The sequence below is a fragment of the Micromonospora sp. NBC_00860 genome (assembly GCF_045207375.1).
Lineage (GTDB): Bacteria > Actinomycetota > Actinomycetes > Mycobacteriales > Micromonosporaceae > Micromonospora > Micromonospora vinacea.
Window position 1 is genome coordinate 6,204,523 of the sequence record NZ_CP108825.1, and the last position, 17,071, is coordinate 6,221,593.

At 70.4% G+C, this 17,071-nt stretch carries 15 protein-coding genes; all 15 read right to left on the reverse strand.

Annotated features, from left to right (window positions below; all coding sequences use genetic code 11):
* Positions 1-51: 51 nt before the first annotated feature.
* Positions 52-1,320, reverse strand: a complete 1,269-nt coding sequence (locus OH804_RS28635) for an LCP family protein (RefSeq protein WP_406060656.1) — start codon at positions 1,318-1,320, stop codon at positions 52-54.
* A gap of 159 nt (positions 1,321-1,479) precedes the next feature.
* On the reverse strand, positions 1,480-2,706 hold the full coding sequence (locus tag OH804_RS28640) for an LCP family protein (RefSeq protein ID WP_196920282.1): 1,227 nt from the start codon (positions 2,704-2,706) through the stop codon (positions 1,480-1,482).
* 76 nt (positions 2,707-2,782) lie between these two features.
* Entirely contained in the window at positions 2,783-3,760 is a 978-nt protein-coding gene (locus OH804_RS28645) for an NAD-dependent epimerase/dehydratase family protein (protein ID WP_196920281.1), read from the reverse strand.
* Between the two features lie 91 nt (positions 3,761-3,851).
* Positions 3,852-5,543, reverse strand: a complete 1,692-nt coding sequence (locus OH804_RS28650) for a cation acetate symporter (protein ID WP_196920280.1) — start codon at positions 5,541-5,543, stop codon at positions 3,852-3,854.
* On the reverse strand, positions 5,521-5,886 hold the full coding sequence (locus OH804_RS28655; protein ID WP_196920279.1) for a DUF485 domain-containing protein: 366 nt from the start codon (positions 5,884-5,886) through the stop codon (positions 5,521-5,523). The genes OH804_RS28650 and OH804_RS28655 overlap by 23 nt, the downstream gene beginning before the upstream one ends.
* Before the next feature lie 176 nt (positions 5,887-6,062).
* Entirely contained in the window at positions 6,063-6,695 is a 633-nt protein-coding gene (locus OH804_RS28660) for a flavin reductase family protein (protein WP_196924703.1), read from the reverse strand.
* A gap of 459 nt (positions 6,696-7,154) precedes the next feature.
* Positions 7,155-8,846 carry an ABC transporter permease gene (locus OH804_RS28665; RefSeq protein ID WP_406066707.1) on the reverse strand — a complete coding sequence of 564 codons (1,692 nt, stop codon included), beginning with the start codon at positions 8,844-8,846 and terminating at the stop codon, positions 7,155-7,157.
* Positions 8,843-9,607, reverse strand: coding sequence for an ABC transporter ATP-binding protein (locus OH804_RS28670; protein WP_091396824.1), 765 nt, complete (start codon positions 9,605-9,607; stop codon positions 8,843-8,845). The genes OH804_RS28665 and OH804_RS28670 overlap by 4 nt, the downstream gene beginning before the upstream one ends.
* 181 nt (positions 9,608-9,788) lie before the next feature.
* Positions 9,789-11,432 carry a cation acetate symporter gene (locus OH804_RS28675; protein ID WP_196920278.1) on the reverse strand — a complete coding sequence of 548 codons (1,644 nt, stop codon included), beginning with the start codon at positions 11,430-11,432 and terminating at the stop codon, positions 9,789-9,791.
* On the reverse strand, positions 11,433-11,846 hold the full coding sequence (locus tag OH804_RS28680) for a hypothetical protein (protein WP_307788549.1): 414 nt from the start codon (positions 11,844-11,846) through the stop codon (positions 11,433-11,435).
* 44 nt (positions 11,847-11,890) lie between these two features.
* Positions 11,891-13,396, reverse strand: coding sequence for a DUF4153 domain-containing protein (locus OH804_RS28685; protein WP_406060660.1), 1,506 nt, complete (start codon positions 13,394-13,396; stop codon positions 11,891-11,893).
* 194 nt (positions 13,397-13,590) lie between these two features.
* Positions 13,591-14,664 carry a sensor histidine kinase gene (locus tag OH804_RS28690; protein ID WP_372432948.1) on the reverse strand — a complete coding sequence of 358 codons (1,074 nt, stop codon included), beginning with the start codon at positions 14,662-14,664 and terminating at the stop codon, positions 13,591-13,593.
* Entirely contained in the window at positions 14,661-15,341 is a 681-nt protein-coding gene (locus tag OH804_RS28695; RefSeq protein ID WP_406060662.1) for a response regulator transcription factor, read from the reverse strand. The genes OH804_RS28690 and OH804_RS28695 overlap by 4 nt, the downstream gene beginning before the upstream one ends.
* A 226-nt stretch (positions 15,342-15,567) precedes the next feature.
* Positions 15,568-16,230, reverse strand: a complete 663-nt coding sequence (locus OH804_RS28700) for a DUF5701 family protein (RefSeq protein WP_406060664.1) — start codon at positions 16,228-16,230, stop codon at positions 15,568-15,570.
* A gap of 66 nt (positions 16,231-16,296) precedes the next feature.
* A complete protein-coding gene (locus tag OH804_RS28705; protein ID WP_406066709.1) occupies positions 16,297-17,058 on the reverse strand; it encodes a LytR/AlgR family response regulator transcription factor in 762 nt (253 codons plus the stop codon).
* Between the last annotated feature and the right edge of the window lie 13 nt (positions 17,059-17,071).

The following is a 17,071-nucleotide window of genomic DNA, read 5'->3' on the forward strand; positions in this document are numbered from 1 at the left end:
CAGGCTACGGGCGGTGACGAGGTCGTCGCTGAGTTTCCCCGACTACCGGCCCTACTTGCGGGTGGAGATCACCTCGGGGTGGGTGAAGACGAACTCGGCGAGCTTGTCCTGCTTGACGGCCTGGAACATCGCCATCGTCTCTTCGCTCAAGCCCTCGGTGTTGTTGTCGTTGGCGTGGAAGGTGCCGTTGTTGGTCTTGAGCATGGTCAGTTCGTTGCCGGTGACCCCGCGCATGGTGAAGATGAAGTCCTCGATCGGCACGCCGCCGGTGTCCAGCACGAACGCCTTGCCCGCCGCCTTGATCAGGTTGTTCATCTTGGCCGGGTTGGACAACATCCCGCCCTCGGTGGCCTTCTTGGCCATCGCCTTGATCAGCTGCTGCTGGTTCGCCTGCCGGTCGTAGTCGCCGTTCTTGAGGGACTTGCGCTGGCGGGAGTAGTCGAGCGCGGCCCAACCCTCCATCTCCTGGCAGCCCTTCTTGTGCACCACCGGAGTGCGCTCCTTGCCGGTCTTCTTGGCGTCCGCGTTCCACATCGGCTTGCCGTCGACGTACGACATGTGCAGCGACTTGACCTCCTGGCTGACACAGATCCGCACAGTGCCCAGGGTGTCGATGACGTTCTTGAAGCCACCGAAGTTGATGATCGCCGCGCCGTCGAAGCTGATCCCGGTGAGCCGCTTGATCGTCTGCGCCATCAACTGGGCGCCACCCTCCCAGCCGCCGCCGTTGGCGGCACCGGCCTGGAACGCGGCATTGATCTTGCCGCTGCCGCCGCCGTAGCCGCTCTTCTTGAACGGAGGGATCTGCGCCTCGGTGTCCCGGGGGATCGAGATCAGGTACGCCTGGTCGTGCGTGGCCGGAATGTGCAGGATGATGATGCTGTCCGAGCGGACGTCGTCGGCAGCCCAGCGCTCCCGCGCGTCCACACCGAGCAGCAGCATGTCGATCGGGCCGTCCAGGCTGGCGCCGCCCTCGGCGTCGGACTTGCCGGCATCACCCAGCAGGTTGCCCTTCGCGATGCCCCCGGTCGCCTGCCCGATCAGCGCCTTGCTGCCGACGATGGCCACGCCGCTGCTCAGCATCAGCACGGCACCGAAGACCACTGTCAGCCTGGCCCAGAGCGGGTCCTTGCGCTTGGTCCGCTTCTTCGACCCACCGCCACCCGGGCGGTCCCCACCGCCACCACCACCGCCGCCGGGCGGACGCGAGCCCGGCCCGCCACCCGAGGGGCGTGCCTGCGCTGGTATGGCCGCGGCGACTCGACCGCTGGGGGCGGCGGACCCGGAGGAAGAAGGGCGACGACTGGCCTGAACCGGCATTCGTGCTCCAGCTCGTGATCAGGAGGGGGCGGCACCACTGTACGTACATCAAATCGACTTGGCGAGTTCATCCCGGGTCAATCCGGACGTCGAATTTCACCGACTCAGTCGATCGTCGCCGCTCGATGACCCGAACGGCTGGTGCCCGTCGGACCGGGGTCAGCCGCCGTCGTTGCTCTTCGGCGGGTTGGCCTTGACCCAGTCGGCCATCGTGTCCGCCGACATGGCCTGGTACATCGCGAGGGCCTTCTCCCGGTCCGATACCACCACCGACTCGCCGTTGATCGTGTCGCTGCCCGAGTTCGGGCTGGTCACAAAGGTGAGGTTCTGGCCGCGCAGGTTACGGAACTGCAGCGCCATGTCTGTAACCGAGAAAGACTGGTCGACGGTTACGGCCGCGGTCACCGACTTCAAGAAGTCGTTCAACTTCTTCGGGTTCGCCAGCGTGCCGGTGCTGGCCGCCTTGTCCATCAATGCCCGAAGGAACTCCTGCTGGTGCCGCATCCGGGCGAAGTCCCCGTCCGGGAACTGCTTGCGCTGCCGGATCCAGTCCAGCGCCTCCGCGCCGTCCATGTGGTTGGTGCCCTTGGTGAACGTCCGGTACGGCTTGTGGATCGAGGTGACGGTCCGCTCGACCTTCAGGTCCACCCCGCCGAGGGCGTCGGTGACCTCCTTGAAACCGCCGAAGTCGATCGCCATCACGTGGTCGATCCGAACATCGGTGAAGCACTCGACGGTGCGTACCGCCAGCGGCAGCCCACCGAACGCGAACGCTGCGTTGATCTTCGCGCGGGAGCCGGAGCCGCAGTCCGCGCCGGCGCTCTCCGGGATCGGCACGTACAGGTCCCGCGGGATGGAGACCAGGTATGCCTCCTGGTGGTCGGCTGGGATGTGCATGACGATGATCGTGTCGGCACGCCACTGACTTTTGCTGTCGACCGGAGCGTCCGGGTCCCGCGAGTCGCTGCCGACCAGCAGGATGTTCAGCGCGCCATCGACTGTCTTCGCCGGCCGGCCACCGGTGATCTCCGCGAACGGGTCGGTGCGGGCCAGGTCACTGTTGAGGTTGCGGGCGTACAGCCAGGCGCCGACGCTGCCGAGCAGCGCCAGCACCAGCACCGCGGCCCCGGCCACCAGGGCGATCCGGCCCCAGCGCGGTCGCGGCCCGCGCCGCCCCGGCCCACCGGCGCCACCCGGGCCGCCGGGCCCGGTCGGCCCCGCCGGGCCGCCGGAGCGAGGCTCCTCCTCGTCGTACGACGGGTAGAAGCGTGCCTCGGTCGGACGGGCACGCCCGGAGGCGCCCCGGTCGGGGCCAGGCACCGACGCGCGCCCGGCGCTGCGGTGCAGGTACGGATGCGGGACGCCGGCAGACGAGGTCGCGGACATGTAACTCAGGGTACGTAGCGAGAGCCACTGCCGCCTTCAGGCGACACTCAGCGGCTGGCCTACGCGAGGGAACTGGTTACCCTAGCCGCGTCCGGAAGTACTCGATCGTGCGTCGCAGGCCATCTTCGGGCGCCACCGACGGCTCGTATCCGAGCAGTTCACGAGCGAGGGTGAGATCCGGCCGGCGCATCTCCGGGTCATCCGAGCTGCGGGTGACATAGGTCACCTTCGAGGTGCTGTCGGAGAGCGACACGATCAACTCGGCGAGTTGCCGCATGGTCAGCTCGTGCTCGGTGCCGCAGTTGACCGGGCCCGTCTCGGTCGAGTCGAGCAGCAGCAGGATGCCGCGCACCAGGTCCTCGACGAAGCAGATGGACCGGGTCTGGTTGCCAGTGCCGTGCACGGTGATCGGCTCGCCGCGCAGCGCCTGGGAGATGAAGGTGGGGATGGCGCGGCCGTCGTCCGGACGCATCCGCGGGCCGTACGTGTTGAAGATCCGGACGATCGCCGCGTCGAGCCCGCGGTAGCGGTGGTACGCCATCGTCGCGGCCTCGGAGAAGCGCTTGGCCTCGTCGTAGACGCTGCGGACCCCGATCGGGTTGACGTTGCCCCAGTAGGTCTCCCGCTGCGGGTGCTCCTTCGGGTCCCCGTACGCCTCGGAGGTGGAGGCCATCAGGAACCGGGCGCCGTCGGCGACCGCGCGCTCCAGCAGGTGCAGGGTGCCCACCGAGCCGACCCGGAGGATCTCCACCGGCAGCTGCGCGAAGTCGGTGGGGCTGGCCGGAGAGGCCATGTGCAGGATCGCGTCGAACCGCTCGGTGAGCGCCGGGTGGTGGGTCGGCAGGCCGTCGGAGATGTCCGCCTCGACGAGGGTGAAGGTCGGCCGGTCCAGCAGGTGGGCGACGTTCTCCTTGGAGCCGGTCACGAAGTTGTCCAGCGCCACCACTGTGCAACCTCGGGCGATCAGGGCATCCACCAGGTGCGACGGGACGAAGCCAGCTCCGCCGGTGACGAGGACGCGGTGACCGGAACCAAAGCGCTCAGCAACCTTCATACCGCTCAGCCTACCGACAGCCGAATTCGCGGAAGGGGTCCCCTGTTGACGTCGCGCGTCAACAGGGGACCCCTCTGCAGAGGTGGCGCTGTCAGTGGGCGCCGGCGCCGGTGAGGGCGCGCACCTCCAGCTCCGCGTACTTGTCCTCGTCGTGCTCCTTGGAGATGACGGTGCCGATCCACCCGCAGAGGAAACCGAACGGGATGGAGAGGATGCCCGGGTTGGACAGTGGGAACCACTGCCAGTCGTGGTTCGGGAACATCGAGGTCGCCGCACCGGAGACCACCGGCGAGAAGAACACCAGCAGTACAGCCGAGAGCAGCCCGCCGTAGATCGCCCACACCGCGCCGGACGTGTTGAACCGCCGCCAGAAGAGGCTGTAGAGGATCGCCGGCAGGTTGCCCGAGGCGGCGACCGCGAAGGCCAGCGCCACCAGGAACGCCACGTTGAGGTTCTGCGCGAAGATCGACAGGGCGATCGACACCGCACCGATCGCCAGCGCGGAGATCCGGGCGACCCGTACCTCCTGCCGCTCCGACGCCTCACCCTTCTTCAGCACGTTCGCGTAGAAGTCGTGCGCCAGGCTGGACGACGAGGCCAGTGTCAACCCGGCGACCACCGCGAGGATGGTGGCGAAGGCGACCGCCGCGATGATCGCCAGCAGGGCTGCCCCACCGAGTTCGCCGCCGAAGAAGTCGAGGCCGAGCGCTTCGGCCAGCTGCGGCGCGGCGGTGTTGCCGGCCTTGTCCTGTGCCGTGATCGCCTGGCTGCCGACCAGCGCCGCCGCACCGAAGCCGAGGGCCAGGGTGAGCAGGTAGAAGGTGCCGATGATGCCGATCGCCCAGAGCACGCTCTTGCGGGCCGCCTTCGCGGTCGGCACCGTGTAGAAGCGGATCAGGATGTGCGGCAGACCGGCGGTGCCGAGCACCAGGGCGATGCCCAGGGACAGCAGGTCGACCTTGTTGTAGAAGGTCTGTGTCGAGTTGCCGGCCACCTCGACGCCGTACCGCAACCCGGGTTCGAGGAACGCGTTGCCCTTGCCGGATGCCGCGGCCGCCTGGCCCAGCAGCTCCGACAGGTTGAAGTTGAACTTCGCCAGCACCAGGATGGTCATCAGCAGCGCGCCGCCCATGAGCAGGAACGCCTTGACGATCTGCACGTAGGTGGTGCCCTTCATGCCACCCACGGTGACGTAGATGATCATTAGTGCGCCGACCATGATGATGGTGGCCACCTTCGCGGTGTCAGCGTCCATGCCGAGGAAGGTCGTCCCCGGCCGGATACCGAGCAGCAGCGCGACCAGCGCGCCGGCGCCCACCATCTGCGCGAGCAGGTAGAAGATCGACACCGTGATGGTGGAGACCGCCGCCGCCGTCCGCACCGGACGCTGGCGCATCCGGAAGGCCAGCACGTCCGCCATCGTGTACCGGCCCGAGTTCCGCAGCAGCTCGGCGACCAGCAGCAGGGCCACCAGCCAGGCGACCAGGAAGCCGATCGAGTAGAGGAAGCCGTCGTAGCCGTACAGCGCGATGATGCCGGCGATACCGAGGAACGAGGCGGCCGACATGTAGTCGCCGCCGATCGCCATGCCGTTCTGGAAGCCGGAGAAGGACCGGCCACCAGCGTAGAAGTCGGTCGCCGTCTTGGTCTGCCGGCTGGCCCAGATGGTGATGCCCAGGGTCACCGCCACGAAGACCAGGAAGAGCGTGATGGTCAGGTTGCGGGCGGTGTGATTGCCCGCCTCAGCCGCGAGGAACGTCTCAACCGCGAGGACCTTGCTCATGGGTCACCTCCCCGATCTCGGCGCGGATCCGGTCCGCGACGGGGTCGATCTTGCGGTCCGCGTACCGCGAGTAGAGCCAGGCGATCAGGAACGTGGAGACGAACTGGAGCAGGCCGAAGACCAGTGCGACGTTGATGTTGCTGCCGAACAGCTTCGTGCCCATGAAGTCCCGGGCGTACGCGGAGAGAATGACGTAGAGCGCATACCACAGGAAGAACGCGACGGTCATCGGGAAGACGAAGCCGCGCAGCGCACGCCGCAGCCCGGCGAACTCGTCCGACCGTTGTACGGCCAGGTACTTGTCCGACTGGGAAGCGGCCGGAGCGGGTGTGTCCGTGGACATCTGTGGATCACCACCTTCACAGGCGTCAGAGGAGTTTCGCGCACCGTAAAGAGCGCACTCCCCGGCAGGGAAGGCTGAGATCGACGCCGGTCGGCGAGTGCGCCGAGCGGTTGGCTGGCTGCGCCAAGTGACTCAGGTCACTGCGATGATCGGTCGCCTCCGGGCGAGGCGGCAGTTCAGGCCGGCAGCTCGTGATAGCGACCGCGGTAGTGCAGCAGCGGAACGGCCTCCTCGGCCAGGTCGACCGCCTCGATGGTGGCCTCGACCAGCAGGCCCCAGCCGTACTCCCGGGCGGTGTCCAGCCGGCACCCGGCCCAGCCGCCGGCGTCCCCCGGGACCGGCCCGTACGGCGTCTCGACCCACGCGCCGGTGGCGAAGAGCCCGCCCGGGGCGGGGAAGAGGCCGGCGAACCGGTCGGCGAGTTGCCGGTGCGGCGGGCCGAGCGGCGTGACAGCGAACCGACCCGACTCCTCGACGGCCGCCCAGAGGTCGGACTCCGGGTCGATCAGCCCGAGCAGCCGGTCCGGTTCCCCCTCGGCCACCAGGGTCGACGAGACGGTCAGCCCGGCCGGACCGGGCGCCGTCCAGAGGGTCACCGGTGCGGCGAGGCGACCACGCAGCCGGCGTACCGGTGACCGCTGCCCGGTCGGCACCGCGAACGGATCGGTGTGGTGGATCTCGGCACCCGGCTCATGATTCACGTGAAACATTGTGCCGCCCCGGACCCTCGCCCAACCAAGGAAGCGCTCGTGCAGATCGGCGGGTCGTCCGCCGAGCCGGGCGAGCTGATCACCGGCCTCCGCCATCATCGTGGCCAGGTAAACCAGCAGCCCCGACACCGCTACAGCGGCCGCATTGGCAGGTGTGGCCGGCTCACCTTGGCCCTCCGGCCGTCCGGGGCCTTGGAGTCGCCCGGCTGCGGCGCGGTCCGCTCGGCGGAGGGCCATGGCCGAATGACCGTGATGCCTCTGAGTCATATTGATGCCTGAGAGTCATCACGCTCGCGGTGACACACCGATCCCTGGTGCGATGCGCCGTCCGGTCGCTTGCGTGGTCTGAGGTTCGATCCGCTGGCCGGGCTGCGGGCTTCACCAGCGGCCACCGACCGACAGCGGCTGCCGACCTGGTTCGTCCCGTGGCGCAACCATGAGGAGCAGGCGATCCGGCTCTGCGGAATTCGAGCCGTGCCTGATTCCCGGACTCCTGTAAACCGAGGACTATGCCCGCGCGGTCATTTCCGCTGCCCAGGACCCCGGCCGACGCGCCGGTTAGCGGCGCGGCGTGACAGTGGCCAGCAGCTCCGGCTGGCGGCGGTCCAGCACGTCGCCGGCCAGGTACGCGCCCAGCAGCGCCGCGCCCAGCCCGTACGCGACGCCGACCGGCAGGGCCAGCCAGAGCCACGCGTCACCGAGCAGCGCGGCGGCCACCACCATCGGCACCGCGGCGACCACCGAGGCGAGCATGGCCAGCAGGGTCAGCAGCCCCTTCGCCAGGCCCGCGCCGCTGTTCATGGCGAACGGGTTGCTCGTCTCCGGCAGTGAGTACGCCCCGAGCACCGAGACCAGGCTGTTCACCGCCAGCCCGGCACCGTAGGTCGCGACCAGGCCGCCGATGGTGAGCCCGATCCACCCCGGCCGGGCGAGCACCAACGACAACACCACCGAGACGACGCCCAGCATCGGCAGCACGTACAGCGAGAAGGCCGTCATCCGGGCCCGCAACTCGACCCGGCCGGGCACTCCGGCCACCACGTTCGCGGCGTACGCGCTGCCGTCGAAGCCGAACTGGTTGGCCAGGGTGACGGCGGCGAGCACTCCCACGAGGAGCATGGAGATGGTGACCACGACAGGTGAGCTGTCGCTGGCAGCCGCCGTGAACCCCTCGTCGCCCATGGCCGCGAAGTCCCCACCGGTCACGTTGATCATCACTGGCACGAAGATGCCGACCACCGCGATCGTGATCAGGTTGGCCCGGCGTCGCGCGTCCCGCCACCAGTAACGGGCCTCCCGGGCGACCAGGGCACCGAACCGGTCCCGGCCGGCCCAGCTGGCGACCCGGGGAAACAGTTGGGCGACAGCGCCGCCGGTGACCCCGCGCCGCACCGGGGCCTTACCGGCGCTCGCCGCACCCACCATCGCCGACTCGATCGACCGGGACCACCAGGCCAGCAGGGCGCCGAGCGCCACCACCGTGATCAGCAACTTGACCGGTGCCGCCCACACCCGCCCCTGGGCCACGTCGATGCCGACGGTCCACGGAGCGCCGAGCGGCGTCCAACCGATCACGGTCGCCGCACCGGTCAACCGGGTCCAGTCCGCCTCGCGCAGCGCGGCGAGGCCGAAGACCTGCAACGGGCCGAGCAGCGCGGCGGTCACCGCCAGCAGCACGGCCGCCAGGTCGCGGACCCGCCGGGACCGCAACATGGTGGCGAAGGCGCTGGTCACCGCCCGGCTGGCGGCCACACAGAGCAGTATCCCGGCGAGCACACCCACGACGGCGACCAAACCCGCCGACCAGCCACCCAACGACCAGGCGGTCAGCACCAGCCCGAACGACGCGATGAGCACCGCCAGCACCGGCACGCTGATCAGGGCCGCCACGAACAGGCCGGTCACCAACGTGCGCCGGGGCAGCGGCAGCAGCGCGAACCGGGCCGGGTCCAGTGTCTCGTCCACACCGAAGAAGACGAGTGGCAGGAACAGCCAACCGAGCACCAGCAGCCCGCCACCCGCCGCAGCGATCAGCACCGCGTACCGGCCGTCGCCGGTCAGGCCGGGGGCGGCGAAGAGGAGGAACCCGGCGGCGGCGAACCAGAGCCCGAGCAACGCGCCGCCGACGAACATTGCGATCCGCCAGCCCTGGCCCCGGAAGTTGTTGCCCATCACCCGCAGCTTGAGCCGCACGAAGTGTCGAGCGGAGACCGACCGTACCGGCGCGGCGGGGCTGGCGTCCGCGCTCACTGGGAGAGCCACGACAGCTCCTCGCCGGTCGCGGTGCGGCCGCCGACCACCTCGACGAAGACCTGCTCCAACGAGCGACCGCCACGAACCTCGTCGATGGTCCCGACCCGCTTGATGGTGCCGCCGGCCAGGATCGCCACGTGCGAGCAGAGCCGCTCGACGACCTCCATCACGTGACTGGAGAACACCACAGTGCCGCCGCCGGCCGCGTAGCGGGTGAGGATGTCCCGGATCAGCGCGGCGGAGACCGGGTCGACAGCCTCGAACGGCTCGTCCAACACCAGCACCCGAGGGCCGTGCAGCAGCGCGCAGGCCAGGCCGATCTTCTTCTTCATGCCAGCCGAGTAGTCCACCACCAGCGTCCGACCGGCGTCGCCGAGCGCCAGCACGTCCAGCAGCTCGGCAGCCCGCTGGTCGACCACCGCCGGGTCCATCCCGCGCAACAACCCGTTGTACGCCAGCAGCTCCGCCCCGGTCAGCCTGTCGAACAACCGCACCCCGTCGGGCATCACGCCGAGCAGCCGCTTGGCGGTGACCGGGTCCTGCCAGACGTCGTGCCCGAGCACCCAGGCCGAGCCGGCGTCCGGCCGCAACAACCCGACAGCCATCGACAGGGTGGTCGTCTTGCCAGCACCGTTCGGGCCGAGCAGGCCATAGAAGGAACCGGCGGGAACGTCCAGGTCGACGCCGGCCACCGCGATCGTGCCGTCGAACCGCTTGGCCAGGCCACGCAGTGCGAGCGCGGGGTGCTCAACAGTCATGCGCCGACGTTATCCGTCGATCGCCAGTTCCGCCGTCCGGCGACGGGCGGACCTGCGATCATCCCCGAGGCGGACGACGATCGCGCCGATCTTGCAGCTTCTGTTGTCGAAATGGGCTGATATGACGCTTGCGTCGGGACAGAAAGTGCAAGATCGCGGGGGAAGGCTCGGATGCTGTTGATCACTGCATCCGGAGGGCTTCCGGGGTGTGCAGGCGGAGCATGGTGGCGGCGACGTCAGCGGGAGCTCGGCGGCGGGTCGCCATCGACACGGCGACCATCACCGTGAAGGCCAGCGGCACCGTCCAGGCGGCCGGCTGCGCGATGAGCGTGGCCGGCCAGCCGGACAGCGGTGGGCCGAGCACGGTGACCAGCACCGCGCCGATCGCCGCGCCGCCGCCGACCACCACGCCGGCGGTGGCGCCCACGTCGGTCAGCCCGCGCCACCAGATGCCGAGCACCAGCAGCGGACAGAAGCTCGACGCGGCGACCGCGAAGGCCAGCCCGACGACCTGCGACACGTCCAGTCCGGAGACGTGCAGCGAGAGCACCGCCGGCACACCACCGGCGATGACCGTGGCCAGCCGGAACCCGCGTACCGAGCCGCGACCGAGCACGTCCGTCGAGATCACCCCGGCGACGCTGGTCAGCAGCCCGGACGAGGTGGAGAGGAACGCCGCGAAGGCGCCCGCGGCGACCAGCGCGGCGAGCAGTCGCCCGGTCAGCCCGTCGCCCAGGGCCGCGCCGGGTAGCAGCACCACCACCGCGTCGGTCTGGCCGCTGAGCAGCAGTTGCGGGGTGTAGATCCGGCCGAGCACCCCGTACAGGGTGGGCAGCAGATAGAAAGCGCCGACCAACGCGAGCACGACCAGTGTGGTCCGGCGGGCCGCTGCGCCGTCCGGGTTGGTGTAGAAGCGCACCAACACGTGCGGCAGGCCCATGGTGCCCAGGAAAGTGGCCAGGATCAGCGAGTACGTGGCGAAGAGGCCACGGTCGTCGTCACCTGCGGCGCTGGGCAGCAACCAGTCGTTGGCATCGGTGGCCACCCCGGAAACCTCCGGCACCGGGTCGCCGGCCGCGAAGGTCAGCTCGTCGCCGGGGCGTACCTCCCGGATGTCACCGTCGGGCAGGGTGAGGGTCGCGCGGTGCTCGACCACGACTGTGGTCGCGGCCCGGAACGTCGGCCCGTCGGGTGGGGTCACCGCCGGTCGGCCGTCGGCCTGCCACTGCAGGGCCAGGAAGACCACCGGTACGGCGAGAGCGGTCAGTTTGAGCCAGTACTGGAACGCCTGCACGAAGGTGATCGCGCGCATTCCGCCCAGCGCCACGTTCGCGGTGACAACGGCCGCCACCAGCAGAGCTCCGAGCGGGTACGGGGAGCCGGCCACCGTGGCCAGGGTCAGCCCGGCGCCCTGGAGCTGCGGCACCAGGTACAGCCAACCAATGAAGATCACGAAGGCGGTGGCCAGGATGCGGAGTCGACGCGACCCCAGCCGCAGCTCGCAGAAGTCGGGCAGTGTGAACGCCCCGGAGCGGCGCAGCGGAGCGGCCACGAAGAGCAGCAGGGCCAGGTAGCCAGCGGCGAACCCGACCGGGTACCAGAGCACGTCCACGCCGTACTTGAGGACCAGCCCCGCGATGCCGAGGAAGCTCGCCGCCGACAGGTACTCCCCGCCGATGGCGGCGGCGTTCCACGTCGGACTGATCGCGCGGGACGCCACCAGGAAGTCGGACGTGGTCCGGGCCAACCGCAGCCCGTAGAAGCCGATCCCGACGGTGACCAGGGTGACCGCCACGATGGCCGGGACCACGAAGTCGTTGCCCACTCAGCGCTCCGGCCGTTGCACCAGGTCGGTGAAGTCCTGCTCGTTGCGCTCGGCCAACCGCACGTACGCCCAGCCCACAGCGATCAGGAACGGGAAGGATGCCACCCCGAGCAGCAGCCACGGCAGGTTGACACCGGCGACGGTGGTCCGGCCGAGCGACGGCGCGATCGCGAACAGCCAGGGCAAGCCGCCCAACCCGATGGCCACCACCAGGGACAGCCGCAGCGCCAGCGCGAGTTGGGCCCGGACCAGGCCGCGGACCAGCGCCTCGCCGACCTGGGTCTGCTGGGCCAGCTCGGCGCGGGTCCGCTCGGCGCGGGTGTCCTGCCGGGTGATCTCGGCCAGCACGATCCGGGACCGCCGGGGCGGCGGTACCGCACCGCCCGACCCCACATCAGGGAGTTGCTTGGCCACCCCGGCAGTCTCGCCCGCCGTACGCGATTGTCAAGCGCTCACGCTCACCAGCGTTGCAACCCGAGGCACTCGGTAACGCTGGCGCTCACGGGGGCCGTGTCGAGAACCCGCCGGGCCCGCTCCCTACCGAGGTTCGTCGCGAAGAAGCCGTCCCGGGGCAGCTCGGCGGCGATCTCCCCCAACGCGCAGGAGCGCATCGGCTCGGGCAACCGGCTCAGGGCCGGTACGGCGTCGGCCGACAGGCCGGACAGGTAGCTGACGTCCAACCGGCCGGTTTCCAGGTACCTGTCGACGTTCCGTTCGGCGATCAGGCGGTCCGGGTTGAGAACGGCCAACCCGAGCAGCGCCAGCACCGCCGTGCCGACCACCAACCGGGGGAGCCAGTCGGCCCGCAACCGCACCACGGCCACCCCGACCAGGACGAAGAGCAGCCCGAGCCAGAGTTCGACAGTCGACACGACGAGCCGCAGCCGGGTGGCGCCGTACGCGTCGGCGTAGACCTGCATCCGGTAGAGCGCCGAGGCGACGATCACCAGACTGAGCGCGGCGAGCGTGCCGAGCAGCACGCGGACCAGCAGCCGGTCCGCCCGGGTGGCCTTCGGCGCCCGGCGAGCGGCGATCGCGATCACCAGCAGGGTGAGCGCGGTGACGGCGAGCAGTTGCCAGAACCCGCCGCGGGCGTACTGGGCGTAGGTGAGACCGGCCGTCCGCAGCACGTGCCCCGCCCCGCCGAACAACACAGTCAGCTGGACCAGCACGAACACGGCGAACAGGGCGTCGAGCAACACCAGCGGGAGGGTCCACTCCAACCGGTGGGCAGGCCGTGACGACGCCGGTCGCAGGCCCTCCAGGTCGGGTGGGCGGCTGACCAGGTACGCGCCGCCGAGCAGACCGCCGCCGAGCAGGATGAGCCGCAGCAACCAACCGATCACACCGGCCGGCGCGATGTCGGGCAGCAGACCGCCGACCAGGTTGGCGAAGACCGCGTCGGCGGAGGAGAAGAGCAACCCGAACAGCGTCAGCAGGACGGCGGACATTGCCAGGCTGGTCAGGATGCGTCCGAACCCGATCCCCGAGCCCGCCGGGCGGTTGTGGCGCACTCCGCGTACGGCCCACGGGAGCGCCCGTACCGTTGCGGCCGGTGGCAGCGTCGCGGCGACAAGCATTCCGAGCGGGCTTCGCCCGCCGGTCACCGTGAGCGTCCCGGTCGCCACCGCGGCGAGCACGCAGAGCGCGAAGAGCCAACCGGCGGACCGGAACGTGCCGACGGCGACCAAAGCGACAGTCGCCGCAGCCCAGGCGACCTGCGCCACCCGCCCCGGTGCCCCCGTGGCACCGGGACGGGCGGGTTCGGCGCCGGCTGCGGTGCCGGGCTCGGTCGGCTCGCTGCGGACCGCAACCGGGGCTGACGTCCCGGACCTGACGACGGCGGCGGTGCCGAGGGCGGCCGTGCCGGCCAACGCGGCGACCAGCCAGCCGAGGCCAGGACGAACTGTCGTGAGCACCGAGGCGCCGACGACTGCCGCCGCCATCGACGCCACCAGCACCATCGGACGCGCATCGCCGGATGGTCCCGGCCAGCGCCGCGCGATCATCGATGGTGGCCGGGGCAGGGCCGGTGCGGCCGGAGCCGCCTGGGGCCAACCCGCTGCCGGCGGTGCCGCCGGTCCGGGCCTGACGGTTGGGGCGACAGGCGCCGGCCCGGTCGGCCCGGTGGCCGGGAGTGGGGTACTGCCGGGGCTGGTCATGCGGCCTCTTCTCGGTATGGCCCGTGGCACGGGATGGTGACCTGGATGCGGCAGCCGGGCCGGTCACCCTGCTCTGGTCCGGCGGGATCGAGGACACCGATCTGACCGCCGTGGAGTTCGACGACCCACCGGGCGATGGCCAGGCCGAGCCCGGTCCCGCCTCCGGCGGACCGGTCGCCGCGGGTGAACCGCTCGAACACCCGGGAACGCTCGGAGGGCGGAATGCCCTGGCCCTCGTCGCTCACCTCGAAGCGGAGCTGGTCGCCGTGTTCCTCGGCGCTCACCCGCACCGTGCCGCCGGGTGGGCTGTGTCGCGCCGCATTGTCGAGGAGGTTCGCGAAGACCTGGTGCAGCCGCCACGGGTCCGCGTTGACAGTCAGCGGTGCCGGCAGGTCGCGGAGCTGGAAGCGCACGTCCAGGCCGGCGCCGGACGCGCTGGCCGTGGCGTGCTCGACCGCCTCGTCGAGGAAGTCCCCCACGTCGATGCGTACTCGCCGCAGCGGCACCACCCCGGCGTCGAGTCGGGACAGGTCGAGCAGGTCGGCGACGAGGTGCCCGAGCCGTTCGGTCTGGGCCAACGCCGAACGCAGCGCCGCGGGTTCGGGGTCGGCCACCCCGTCCACCATGTTCTCCAGCACGCCCTGCAACGCGGTGATCGGCGTACGCAACTCGTGCGAGACGTTGGCGATCAGCTCCCGTCGACGCTGGTCGGCGGCGTGCAGGTCCTCGGCCATCTTGTTGAACGCCTGGGCCAGCTCGCCGACCTCGTCCCGGGAGGTGGCGCGCACCCGACGGGTGTAGTCGCCGCGGGCCATCGCGCCGGCGGCGGCGGTCATCTCGCGCAGCGGCGAGGTCATCCCGTGAGCGAGCACCTGCGAGGTGACCAGCGCGATGCAGATGACCGTGATCGAGGTGCCCGGTGGGAGCCAACCGATGCCGTACCAGAAGTAGCCGATGGCCACGGCCCAGGAGGCAACCAGCAGAACGCCGAGCTTCATCTTGATCGAGCGGACCGGGTCCAGCGGGCGGGGCAGCACCCGATCCAGCCAGTTCACCAGCCGGCCGGTCACGCAGGCACCTCCAGGGCGTAGCCGACCCCGTGCACGGTGCGGATGAGATCCGCACCCAGCTTGCGGCGCAGAGCCTTGATGTGGCTGTCCACGGTGCGGGTGCCGCTCCCGTCGCCCCATCCCCAGACGTCGGCGAGCAGCCGTTCCCGGGGGAGCACCGTGCGGGGTCGACCCGCGAGGTGGACCAGCAGGTCGAACTCGGTCGGGGTGAGGTGCACGTCCGCCCCGGCCCGGCGGACCCGTCGCTCGGCCTCGTTGATTTCGATGTCGCCGAGGCGGATGGCGGGCGGCGCGGGGGTGGCGGCGGCCCGCTCCATCCGACGCAGCAGAACATGCACCCGGGCGGTGAGTTCCCGCATCGAGAACGGCTTGGTGAGGTAGTCGTCCGCGCCGACCGCCAGCCCCACGAGCAGGTCGGTCTCGTCGTCCCGGGCGGTGAGCATCAGCACCGGCACTGGCCTGTCGGCCTGGATCCGGCGGCACACCTCCAAGCCGTCGAAGCCGGGCAGCATCACGTCGAGGACGACGAGATCCGGCTGTCCGGCGTGGAACTGCGCGACCGCGCTGGGCCCGTCCGCCGCGATCTCCACACTGAAACCCTCGGCCCGTAGTCGGGCGGCGATGGACTCGGCGATGGTCCGTTCGTCCTCGACCACCAGTACCCGGCGTTCGTTCATGGGTCCTGACTGTAGGGAGCGGCCGTGGAGATCAGTGGTTTGCGTTGTGAACAACCTGTGGAGAACCGCTCACGCCTGTGGATAACTCGGGGATCATGCCGGCTGGCGTGTGGGAACTCCGGAGGCTCGTTGTGGACAACCGACCGAGGTGTGGAAAGTCGGGCCATCCGGGTTGATGGGATGGCCCGACTTTCAGGAACCCGAGTCGATCAACGGCGGCCCGTTGTCACTCCAGGCCGATGCGCTCCGGTCGGGCCGACGCGGAGCCGAGCCAGGTGTGCGGGTTGCCGTACCAGCACCAGCCCAGCTTGGGTGCGCCCTGGCTGATCCAGAGCGCCGGCACCCGCTTGTCGCCGCAGCGGGAGCCGATCAGCGAGAAGCACCTGTTGCTCGCCAACGCGGCCGGGTGCAGCGTGACGAAGGCGAGCCCCTCGTCGATGCTCAGCGGCAACCGGCCCTGCGCGGTGATCCCCTCCATGGCGGTGGCCGGTGCCAGGTTGCGGAACTCCTCACCCCGGTCGACGTCGAAGAGCAGGTAGGCCGGCCCGGCCGGCACCTCCAACTCCTTGATCGGGTCGAAGCGGGGCAGGTCGTCCTCGGCGTAGTTCCGGTCGACGACGCCGGGCTTGCGCTTGCCGGCGAGGGTGGTCAGCTCCACCCGTTCCGGCACCCCGATGAGGTCCCGGGTGATGACCAGCAGGAACGGCACCCGGGCGTCGGTGGGGGCGGGTAGCCCGGCGGTGCCCTCGGCCGCTCGGGCCCGCAGTGGCGCGACCAGGTTGCGGAAGGCGCTCTCGGTCAGCCCGGCGAGAGCGGGGTAGCCGAGCTGCACCAGTCGGTCGAGTTGGCTGTCGAACTCGGATTCGGCGTTGAACGGGGTCTCGGTCACGGCAGGCCTCCCGGAAGTCGTACGGACTAGCGTACAACGTACGGTAGGGGTGGCTTCATTCCCGGCTCAGCGACTCCAATCCTGCTTCGCGGCCCTGACCAGCTTGTCCTTCAGCTCACGGGTGTGCCGCCGGCTCACCGGCAACTCGGTGGAGTCGATCACCACCACGTAACCGGAGTTGACCAGCCGCAACTCCGCGATCAACTTCAACTGGACCAGGTACGACCGGTGCACCCGGACGAACCCCGCATCGGCCCAGCGCTCCGCGAGGGTGGCCAGCGAGACCCGCACCAGATGCGACCCCTCCGCGGTGTGCAACCGGGCGTAGTCACCCTGCGCCTCCACCCACCGCACCGCCGAGCGGGGCAGCATCCGGGTGGTGCCGGCCAACTCGATGGGGATGGTCGGGTCCTCCTCCGCGCGGGCCAGCGCCGCCGGGTGCGACGCCACCACCCGCGAGCCGATCACCCGGCGCAGCGACTCGGCCAGCCGATCGGCGCGAACCGGTTTCCGCACGTAGTCGGTGGCGCCCAGGTCGAACGCGTCCACCGCGCCGTCGTCGTACGCGGTGACGAACACGATCGCCGGTGGCCGGGCGAAGCGGCGCAGCACCCGGGCCAGCTCCATGCCGTCCAGGCCGGGCATCCGGATGTCCAGGAAGACCACGTCCACGTCGCCGTCGCGCAGCAGCCGCAGCGCCTCGGTGGCATCCCCGGCCGTGTGCAGCCGGGCCACCCGGGGGTCGGCCCGCAGGTGGTACGCCAGCTCGTCGAGCGCGGGCGGCTCGTCGTCCACAGCGAGGACCCGCAGGAAACCGGTCGCGTTCACCGCACCCGTCGCG